Here is a 9,653-nt window from a genome sequence, read left to right as displayed (position 1 = left end):
TGATGAGCAGCGGGCGTTGCAGCGTGATCGCCGCGTTCACGGAAAGCCTCAGATCCGGGGTTGCGACGTAGTTCTGGGAGCCTTGGAATTTCATGGGGAAATCAGCGGATCGTTGATGAATGGGCGGGACGGGCGCTGGCTATAATCGGCCGCGGTCCCCAGCCAGAGCCGAACTTCCACGAGATTGTGCGCGCAAAATGAACCAGACGTTGACCACGCTATTTGCCTTGGCTGTCGCTTGCGCGACTGCATCGTCCCATGCCCAGGAAGTCAAGGGGGATGTGCAGGCCGGCAAACAGAAAATCGCCATGTGCATCGGCTGCCACGGCATTGCGGGCTACCAGGCCAGTTTTCCTGAAGTGCACAAGGTTCCCATGATCTCGGGCCAGAGCGGCAAATACATCGCCGCTGCGTTGCTCGCCTACCAAAAAGGCGAACGCAAGCACCCGACGATGCGCAGCATCGCCGAGTCGCTGAGCGAGCAGGACATCGCCGATCTGGCCGCGTACTACGAGCAGCATGGCAAGAGCGCCGCCGCCGAACGGCCCGCCGCGTCCGCCCGCGAACCCGGCGCGCGGGTGGCCGAACTCATGCAAAAAGGGGACTGCGTTTCCTGCCACGGCGCCCAATTTTCCAAACCCACCGACCCGGCGTTCCCCAAGGTCGCAGGCCAGCACGCCGACTACCTGCTGGTGGCGCTGAAGTCCTACAAGGCCGAGAAAAACGCCCGGATTGGCCGCAGCAACGCCGCCATGGCGGTTGCAGTCAAGCAGTTGAGCAACGCCGAGCTCAAGGCCCTGGCGAACTACATGAGTGGCCTCGAAGGGGAACTGCGCACGGTGCCGCAGCCGCTCTTTCGCTGACTTGGGCGTCAGAGTTTCCCCACTGTTTGCCACCTCAACGCTTCCAAGCTAAGATACGCCCCGGGCCAGGAGTGCTGTCGATCACGGTGCGTTGGACGATTGTTCCACTTGGCCTACCAAATTCCTGACGGGCCGCGGCTTCGCGGCCCGTCTTCATTTGGGGAAGGGAAGGGCAAGGGGACCTCGGTTGCGGATGCAGCCAGGGCCTCAAACTCTCGAACCACCCGCTGTGCACCCGGATGATGCCGGGCCCGGTGTCAGTGGCCTCCGACGCAAGAGGCTCCTGCGCCGCTTGTGGGAGTCAGCTTGTATCTGTTGTACCTCGACGAGTCTGGTCACCCACAGGACCCGGGCAGCAATTTCTTCGTCCTCGCGGGCGTCGCCGTGTTCGAGCGTTCGACGCATTGGCTGGACTCCCGCATCAGCCCCATCGCCGCGCGGTTCAATGCTGCGGATCCTTCGTCCGTTGAATTCCACGGGTCGCCCATGCACGCAGGCAAGGGCGATTGGTCGGGCATCGCTCCTGCCGAGCGTGTGCAGGCGGTAGTCGATGTCTTGTCGCTGCTTGGAAATCAACAACTGAAGCTGCGCGTCTTCGCCTCGGTGATTGAAAAGTCCACGCTGCCGCTCAATCAGATTCTTGAACGCTCATTCGAAGCCGTTGCACATCAATTCGATCAGTATCTGGCAGATATGTGGACCAGACACCAGGACCCGCAGAGGGGGCTCGTCGTTTGCGACAAGGCTTCGTATGAACAAAAACTTCAAGCCCTTTCGTCGCTGTTCAAACACCAGGGCCACCAACTCGGGGGGCGTTTGCGGAACTTCGCGGAGGTCCCGCTCTTTCTTGACTCAAGGGCATCGCGGTTGATTCAGTTGGCGGACCTCATCGCGTACTGGATCTTTCGCTACTACCAGTCAAAGGATGATCGCGGATTCAGGTTGATTGAACCGTTCTTCCTTCGCCGTGCGCGGCAGCGGGTCGGTCTCGTCGCTTCGGTCACCCCCGCAACCATCGCCACCCTTGCTGCCATCGAGCCGGACAAGTACCCGTTTCCAAATCCCGCGTAGCCTGCCCCTGGCGTTGCGCCAGTCATGCCTTCACCGGTGAGGAAGCCAGCCAGCGCCAAGCGGCCCTCAGGCGTCGGCCGAGTAGAACATCTTGCGCGCGGGCATCTTTTCCACGGACAGGGCAATCGCGCGAATATGCTCGGGCGTGGTGCCGCAGCAGCCGCCGAGGATGTTCACCAGCCCCTCGGCGGCGAATTCGTGCAGCAGGCGGCTGGTGATTTCCGGCGTTTCGTCAAAGCCGGTGTCGCTCATGGGGTTGGGCAGGCCGGCGTTGGGGTAGCAGCTGATGAAGCAGTCCTGCGCCACCCGGTTCAGTTCCTGGATGTACGGGCGCATCAGCGTCGCGCCGAGCGCGCAATTGAGGCCGATGGCCAGCGGACGGCAGTGGCGCACGCTGTGCCAGAAGGCCGTGACGGTTTGGCCCGAGAGGATGCGGCCCGAGGCGTCGGTCACCGTGCCGCTGACGATGATCGGCAGGCGCTCGCCGCTGTGCTCGAAGTACTCGTCGATGGCAAACAGCGCGGCTTTGGCGTTCAGGGTGTCAAACACCGTCTCGACGAGCAGCAGGTCGGCGCCGCCTTCGACCAGCGCCTCGGTCTGCTCGTAGTAGGTGGCGCGCAGCTGTTCGAAATCGATATTCCGGGCGCCCGGGTCGTTCACGTCGGGGCTGATGCTCGCGGTCTTCGGCGTGGGGCCCAGGGCGCCGGCGACGAAGCGCGGCCTGTCCGGCGTTGCGTAGCGGTCGCAGGCGGCACGCGCCAATTGGGCCGAGCGCAGGTTCATCTCGCGCGCCAGTGGGGCCATGCCGTAGTCCTCCTGCGCCACGCTGGTGGCGCCAAAGGTATTCGTCTCGATCAGGTCGGCGCCGGCGGCCAGATAGCGTTCGTGGATATCGCGCACCACGTCCGGGCGGGTGATGCTCAGCAGCTCGTTGTTTCCCTTGACGTCGCGCGCATGCGCCTGGAAGCGCCCGTCTGCGCCGTCGGGTCCGGTGTAGCCCTGGCCGCGGTACTGCGCCTCGCCCAGCTTCAGGCGCTGGATCATGGTTCCCATGGCGCCGTCGAGAATGGCGATGCGCCGGGCGAGGATCGCGGGCAGTTCGGCGGCGCGGGTGTATTCAATCGCATGCATCGCGCGTTGGCCTACCGGGTGTTCTGGATATCCCCCAGGCACAGGTATTTGATTTCCACGTAGTCGTCGATTCCGTGGTGCGAGCCCTCGCGGCCCAGGCCGGACTGCTTGACGCCGCCAAAGGGCACGTGCTCGGTCGCCAGGACGCCCACGTTGATTCCGACCATGCCGTATTCCAGCGCCTCGCCCACGCGGAAGATGCGGCCCATGTCGCGGCTGTAGAAGTAGCTGGCCAGGCCGAACTCGGTGTCGTTGGCGGCGGCAATGGCTTCCTGCTCGGTCTTGAACTTGAAAATCGGCGCCACGGGGCCAAAGGTTTCTTCGCGGGCGCAGAGCATGTCGGACGTGGCGTCGGCGAGCACGGTGGGCTCGAAGAATTGGCCCGATCCGAGGTTTTGCAGGCGCCGACCGCCGGTCACCACCTTCGCGCCCTTGGCAACGGCGTCGTCCACATGGCGCTGCACCTTGAGCACTGCCGCCTCCTCGATGAGCGGGCCCTGGTTGACTTCGGCGTCGAAGCCGTTGCCGACCTTGGCGGTCAAGACCTTGGCGGCGAACTTTTGCACGAACTCGTCGTAGACTTTTTCCTGCACGTAGATGCGGTTGGAACACACGCAGGTCTGGCCGGCGTTGCGGTACTTGCTGACGAAGGCGCCTGCCACGGCGCTGTCGATGTCGGCGTCGTCGAAAACGATGAAGGGCGCGTTTCCGCCCAGTTCCAGCGATATCTTTTTCACCGTGGGGGCGCTTTGCGCCATCAGGATGCGGCCCACTTCGGTGGAGCCCGTGAAGCTGATGTGGCGCACCCGTTCGCTGGCGCACAGCAGCTTGCCGATGGCGATGGATTGCTCGCTGTCGGCGGGCAGGACGTTCAGGACGCCCGCCGGGATTCCCGCGCGCAGCGCCAGTTCGGTCGCGGCCAGCGCCGTGAGCGGCGTCAATTCGGCCGGCTTGATGACCACGGTGCAGCCGGCCGCCAGAGCCGGCGCCACCTTGCGCGTGATCATGGCCAGCGGGAAGTTCCAGGGCGTGATCGCTGCGCACACGCCGATGGGCTGCCGCAGCACCAGCAGGCGGCGGTTGTTGTCGAACGTGGGCAGGGTCTCGCCGTTGATGCGCTTGGCTTCTTCGGCAAACCACTCGACGAAGCTCGCGGCGTAGGCGACCTCGCCCTTGGCCTCGGCCAGCGGCTTGCCCTGCTCGGCGGTCATGATGCGGCCCAGGTCGTCCTGGTGGGCCATGAGCAGGTCGTGCCATTTGCGCAGGAGGACGCTGCGCTCTTTGACGGTCCGCGCCCTCCAGGGGCCCCAGGCCGCGTCGGCTGCGGCGATGGCGGCCTGGGCATCGGCCGGGCCGAGGTTGGCGACGTCGGCGAGCTTGCAGCCGGTGGCCGGGTCGATGACGTCGAAGCGGCTGCTTGCGGTCCGCCACTGGCCATCAATCAGGCCGTCGGTCTTGAGCAGCGTGGGGTCCTTGAGCAGCGTCAGGGGGGAGGTCTTCATGTCCATGGGGTGCTTTCTGGGTCGGTGGGGGGTGAAAGTTAAATGGGGGGCGGGCAGGAATTGGCGCGCGGCCCGCGAGGCATTGCCCGCGTCGTCCCGTCCTGCCGCATTCCCCGTGCCGTCTGCGTCGATCTTACAGGCGCCGGCATGGCTGCGGCAGGGGGCGTCAATGTGGCAACGGGACCGCGGGCGAGCCAGGCTACGCCCCCGCCGCCGCCGCTTGGCTGCGGTGCAGGGCCGACAGGAAATAGCGTGCGGCCTCGGACAGCGGGCGGTCCTGGCGCGTGATCGATCCGAATGCGCCCATCTTGTGCTTGATCTGGCAGGGCAGGATTTTGAGCAGATGGTGCTGGGCGTAGACCGTGACGACCGATAGCGGAAGCACAGCGATCATGGTGGTGTCCGCGATCAGGCGCATCGTGCACAGGATCGACGCGGTCTCGATCAGGCCGCGCGGCAGGGGCGCCTGGAGCGCGCGGAACTCCTGCTCGAGCACCTCGCGCAGGGGGCTTCCCGGGGGCTGGAGTATCCAGGAATACTCCAGCAGGTTGGCAAACGCGACCAGCTTCCTTTTGGCCAGCGGGTGGCCCACGCCGACCACCACGGCCAGCGACTCGTTGTCCAGTGGATGGAAGCAAAATTGCGCCCCGTGTCCCGGCGCCACGCGCCCGATGGCGATGTCGATCGAGCCGTCCTCGAGCAGTTCCACGAGCTGGTCGCTGGTGTCCAGCGTCACCTGGATCGTGACCCGCGGGTAGGCCTTGTTCAGCGCGATGATCGCCGGGTTCAGCCAAGTCGGCAGCGGCGCCATGATGCAGCCCACCGACACGCGCCCGGCGTTGCCCAGTTGCAGTTCTTCGAGTTCGCGCACCATGGATTCCATCGACCCGCGCATGCCCTGGAAAAAGTCCAGCGCGCGCTCGCCTGCGGGGGTCAGCCTTTGCCCGCGGCCCTCGCGCGCGAACAGGCGTTGCCCGAGTGCGGATTCGAGTTCCTGAATCATCTTCGTGGCCGCGGGCTGGCTCATCCCCAGTTCGGCTGCGGCGCGGCGCAATGTGCCGTGCTCGGCGAACGCCAGGACCAGCGCCAACTGGCGCATGCGCAGGCGGTTGAAGAGCTGCGAAACAAGGGGATGGCGGTGATCGGGCATACGGCAATGGCTTCTGAGTGACGGGAAAATCCGGGGATAATCGTAAGGCTTAGTTATTGATTGTGTCTAAATTTTGAATTTATGGTCAGCGCCCCTTTCCCGACAATCGGGCCCGGCACCCTGATGCCTCAGACACCTGCCCGGCCTTTGACCCTTGGAATCCACCCACGCATGACACAAGCAGCCAAACCGGTCGTTGCCCTGAGCCTCGGCGACCTTGCCGGAATCGGCCCCGAACGCATGAGCGTCTGGCGCGATCGGGTCGATTTCACGAACGGCCATGCGCTCGACCGCTACCAGGGCAAGCCATGACCCGCGACACCCTGATGCTGGTGGAAAAATCCAGCCACTGCCTGAGTTATTACGACCTCGACAGCGGCGCGCGCCTGACCAGCATCGCGCTGCCCGACTTTCCGCATGAGTTCGTCGTCGATTCGCGCCAAGCCTACGCCTACATCGGCCACTACGGCGTGGAAACCGCGGGCCACACGGGGGTCGGCGGCACGCACGTCTTTCAGATCGACATCGCCCGGCGCAAGCACGTGCGCAGCATCGACGTCGCGCCCTTCAACCGCTTGCACGGCATGCAGATGGACGCGCAGGACCGCCTGTACGCGCTGAGCGAGGAGCGCGCGCAACTCGTGGTGCTGGAGCATCCCGAAACCGACAACGCCCCACGGCGCGTCGTGGGCACGGGGGGAATCAAGAGCCACCTGTTTGCCCTGACCCGCGACGGGCAGACGGCCTATGCGCTGAACCTGCTGTCGCACACCGTGACCAGGATCCGCCCGCACGACCCCACCTGCGCCCCCGTGGCCTGCGCTCCGGGTGAGAAGCCCGAAGGCTGCGCGCTGAGCGCGGACGAAAAGACCCTGTACGTGAGCTGCCGCTGGAGCAACACCCTGTGCGCCATCGACTGCACGAGCATGCAGATCAAATACCAGGTGCCCTCGCGCGACGACGCGACGCGCCTGTACCTGCACCGCGACGGCCGGCTGCTCGTGACCAACTATGGCGCGCGCAGCCTGTCCGTGGTCGACCCCGGCAGCCTGCGCGAGCTGGCGCATGTCCCCATGGGCGCACGCGCCATCGCGCTGAGCTTTCACCCCACGCGGCCCCTGGCCTTCGTCAGCCAGGACGACGACCGGCTGGGCTATTTCAACATGCAGACGCTGCGCTTCGAACGCTGGATCGCGACACAGCGCAAACCGGACGTCTCGTACGTGCTCGCGCCCGCCCGCAACTGAATGCCAGCCGCCATGCACGCCAACTTCGGGGCAAAAACTAGCGCCGCAGCATCTGGTGCAGCCTGAGGCCGGTAGCCCGGAGCGCGCCAAAGTACAGCCCCGCAGCCCCGAGCATGAGCAGCGCCAGCAGGCCGGCGCGCCGGGCTCCGGCGGCGCGCAGCGCGAGCCAATCGAAATGCTGCGCACCCCAGAGCAGCCAGAGCGCGAGCACGGCGCTGGCTGCGAACACCTGCAGCGCAAACCGGCCCCAGCCCGGTCGGGGCTGGTAGCTGCCGCGCCGCAGCAATCCCGCGAGCAGCCACAGGGCGTTGACGAGCGCGCCCAGGCCGATCGACAGGGCCAGGCCGGCGTGGGCGATCAGGGGAACCAGCAGCAGGTTCAGCAACTGCGTGAGCAGCAGCACCACGATGGCGATCCTGACGGGGGTGCGCATGTCCTGGCTGGCGTAGTAGCCGGGCGCGAGCACCTTGATCGCCACCAGCCCGAGCAGGCCCGCACCGTAGCCGGACAGCGCCACGGCGATCCGGCCCACGTCGCCGTCGGCCAGTTTGCCGTGGTGGAACAGCGTCGCCACCAGCGGCGTGGAAAACGTGAGCAGCGCCACCGCGCAGGGCACGCTCAGCAGCAGCACGCTGCGCAGGCCCCAGTCCAGCAGCGCGGAGTATTGCTGCGCATCGTCCGCCGCCTTGGCCGCCGCGAGCTGCGGCGTGAGCACCACGCCCAGGGCCACGCCGAGCAGCGCCGTGGGGAACTCCATCAGGCGGTCCGCGTAAAAAAGCCAGGTCACGCTGCCCGGCGTGAGGTACGACGCGATCTGGGTGTTGATCATCAGCGAGATCTGCGCCACCCCCACCCCCAGCAGGACGGGCGCCATGAGCCCCAGCATCCGGCGCACGCCCGGCTCTGCCCAGGCGGCGCGCAAGGTCCCCCAGGTCGTGCCGATGCGCGGCAGCAGGCCGAGCCGTGCGAGCACGGGCAACTGCACGGCCAGTTGCAGCACACCGCCGAGCATCACCCCGCCCGCCATGGCAAAAATCGGCTCCACGCCGCGCGCCTGGAACTGCGGCGCGCCCCACCAGGCGGCGCCGATCATGCAGACGTTGAGCAGCACCGGCGCTGCGGCGGGAATGGCGAAATGCTTCCAGGTATTGAGCACTCCGGCCGCCAGCGCAAGCAGCGACATGCACCCGATGTAGGGGAACATCCAGCGCGTCATGAGCACCGCCGCGTCGTACGCCCCGGCGCTCTGATGCAGGCCGCTGGCCAGCGCCCAGACCAGGACCGGAGCCCCCAGCACCCCCAGCAGGCAGCAAAGCAGCAGCGTCCAGGTCAGGGCCGTGCTCACGGCGGCAATCAGCCGGTGCGCGGCCTCTTCGCCCTGCTGCGCCCGGGTGCTGGCGAGCACCGGAACGAAGGCCTGGCTGAACGCCCCTTCGGCAAAGAGCCGACGAAACAGGTTGGGAATGCGGAAGGCGACGTTGAAGGCGTCGGTCAAGGCGCTGGCCCCGAACACCGAAGCCATCAGCAGGTCGCGCATCAGACCCGTCACGCGGGACGCCAGGGTCAGCAGGGAGACGGTGGAAGCGGCTTTGAACAAGGACACCGCCGGGAGTGTATGCGCTCGCTGACGCCGCCCGCGGTCCCATACCACAAAAGATAGCTTGTTAAAGTGGACTTGTATTGGTTATACTCCGCCGGCCACGCCCCCGGGAGGGCGTGTTTCCTTGACGTATCCAAAGGAAATTCCGGAATGCCAATCCTTCGTGACCCGCTGCTCGAGTATCTGCCTGCGCAGCTGGTATTCATCATCAGAAAATTGGTTTCTGAATTGGTTTTGTCCCCTCAAGCATTCGGGGCGGCCAGATGATCGACTACCTGGTGGGTGTGGATGGTGGCGGCTCCGGCACGCGTGCGCTGTTGCTGCGGCGCGATGGGAGCGTGCTGGGCCATGGCCAGGCTGGCCCGTCGGCACTGGGGCAGGGGCGGCCGCAGGCCTGGGTGGAGATCCACCGCGCGGTCGATGCGGCCGTGGCCGCAGCCAGACTGGACGGGTTCGAGTCCGCGCGCTGTGCGCTGGGCCTTGGCCTGTCCGGGGTCCACAACGTGGGCTGGTGCGCGGAGTTCCTCGCGCTCCAGAAGACCTGCGCGGCGCAGCGGGTCTATGGCCGGGTGGAGCTTTTCACCGATGCCTTTGCCACGCTCACCGGCGCGCACGCTGGCCGGCCTGGCGCCATCGTGGTGGCCGGCACGGGCAGCGTCGGCGAAGCCCTGTGCGAAGACGGCGCGCACCTGAGCGTGGGTGGCTGGGGCTTTCCCTTCGGCGATGAAGGCAGCGGCGCCTGGCTGGGCCAGCACGCGGTCCAACTCGCGCACTGGGCCATTGATGGCCGACTGCGTGGCGGGCCGCTGGTGCACGCCGTGTGGGACGTGTGCGGCGACACGCGCGACAAGCTCTTGGCCTGGTGCGAGGCTGCGGGCCAGTTCGCTTATGCCCGGCTCGCGCCGCTGGTGTTCGAGCATGAGGCCTGCGACCTCGCCGCCGCGCAGCTGCTGCAGCGCGCTGCGCAGGCGCTCGACGCACTGGCGCTCGCGCTCGACGCAGGGCAGCGCCTGCCGCTGGCGGTGTGCGGCAGCATCGGTCAGCGCCTGGCTCCGCGCCTGTCGCCCGCCTGCCAGACGCGCCGCGTGG

9 protein-coding genes and 1 pseudogene are annotated in these 9,653 nt (G+C 66.5%); 5 read left to right on the top strand and 5 right to left on the bottom strand.

Going from position 1 to position 9,653, the window contains the following annotated elements; translation table 11 throughout:
• A pseudogene (locus VTU_RS32495) lies at nt 1-94 on the bottom strand (AAA family ATPase); the annotation flags it as partial.
• Nucleotides 95-197: 103 nt separating this feature from the next.
• Here VTU_RS32495 and VTU_RS0104655 point away from each other — a divergent pair.
• Both VTU_RS0104655 and VTU_RS0104650 read left to right on the top strand, forming a co-directional pair.
• The gene (locus VTU_RS0104655) at nt 198-863 is read left to right on the top strand and encodes a c-type cytochrome (protein ID WP_010101323.1); all 666 of its coding nucleotides are present in this window, start codon (nt 198-200) and stop codon (nt 861-863) included.
• Nucleotides 864-1,169: 306 nt separating this feature from the next.
• Nucleotides 1,170-1,934, top strand: a complete 765-nt coding sequence (locus VTU_RS0104650; protein ID WP_010101322.1) for a DUF3800 domain-containing protein — start codon at nt 1,170-1,172, stop codon at nt 1,932-1,934.
• Nucleotides 1,935-2,000: 66 nt separating this feature from the next.
• On the opposite strand, the gene VTU_RS0104645 is transcribed toward VTU_RS0104650, so the two are convergent.
• From VTU_RS0104645 to VTU_RS0104635, 3 genes are all read right to left on the bottom strand, one after another.
• The gene (locus tag VTU_RS0104645; protein ID WP_010101321.1) at nt 2,001-3,065 is read right to left on the bottom strand and encodes a homocysteine S-methyltransferase family protein; all 1,065 of its coding nucleotides are present in this window, start codon (nt 3,063-3,065) and stop codon (nt 2,001-2,003) included.
• An 11-nt stretch (nt 3,066-3,076) separates the two neighbouring features.
• Nucleotides 3,077-4,573: an NAD-dependent succinate-semialdehyde dehydrogenase gene (locus VTU_RS0104640; RefSeq protein WP_010101320.1), complete on the bottom strand. Its 1,497-nt coding sequence runs from the start codon at nt 4,571-4,573 to the stop codon at nt 3,077-3,079.
• A gap of 193 nt (nt 4,574-4,766) precedes the next feature.
• A complete protein-coding gene (locus tag VTU_RS0104635; RefSeq protein ID WP_010101318.1) occupies nt 4,767-5,717 on the bottom strand; it encodes a LysR family transcriptional regulator in 951 nt (316 codons plus the stop codon).
• Nucleotides 5,718-5,888: 171 nt separating this feature from the next.
• Between VTU_RS0104635 and VTU_RS33425 the strand changes: the two genes are divergently transcribed.
• Nucleotides 5,889-6,029 (top strand): hypothetical protein, encoded by a 141-nt coding sequence (locus tag VTU_RS33425; protein WP_010101316.1) that lies wholly within the window; start codon nt 5,889-5,891, stop codon nt 6,027-6,029.
• The gene (locus tag VTU_RS0104625) at nt 6,026-6,964 is read left to right on the top strand and encodes a YncE family protein (RefSeq protein ID WP_010101314.1); all 939 of its coding nucleotides are present in this window, start codon (nt 6,026-6,028) and stop codon (nt 6,962-6,964) included. Before VTU_RS33425 ends, VTU_RS0104625 begins: the two co-directional genes overlap by 4 nt.
• Nucleotides 6,965-7,001: 37 nt before the next feature.
• On the opposite strand, the gene murJ is transcribed toward VTU_RS0104625, so the two are convergent.
• On the bottom strand, nt 7,002-8,567 hold the full coding sequence (gene murJ / locus VTU_RS0104620) for a murein biosynthesis integral membrane protein MurJ (protein WP_010101312.1): 1,566 nt from the start codon (nt 8,565-8,567) through the stop codon (nt 7,002-7,004).
• 260 nt (nt 8,568-8,827) lie between these two features.
• Here murJ and VTU_RS0104615 point away from each other — a divergent pair.
• Nucleotides 8,828-9,653: glucosamine kinase nucleotide-binding domain-containing protein (locus VTU_RS0104615; RefSeq protein WP_010101311.1), on the top strand; the 826-nt coding region annotated here is incomplete at its 3' end.

Origin of the sequence: Verminephrobacter aporrectodeae subsp. tuberculatae At4 (assembly GCF_000193225.1) — a bacterium.
GTDB classification, from domain to species: Bacteria; Pseudomonadota; Gammaproteobacteria; order Burkholderiales; family Burkholderiaceae_C; genus Acidovorax; species Acidovorax aporrectodeae.
Note: the sequence above shows the minus strand (reverse complement) of the source record. Positions and strands in the feature narration are given on the sequence as shown.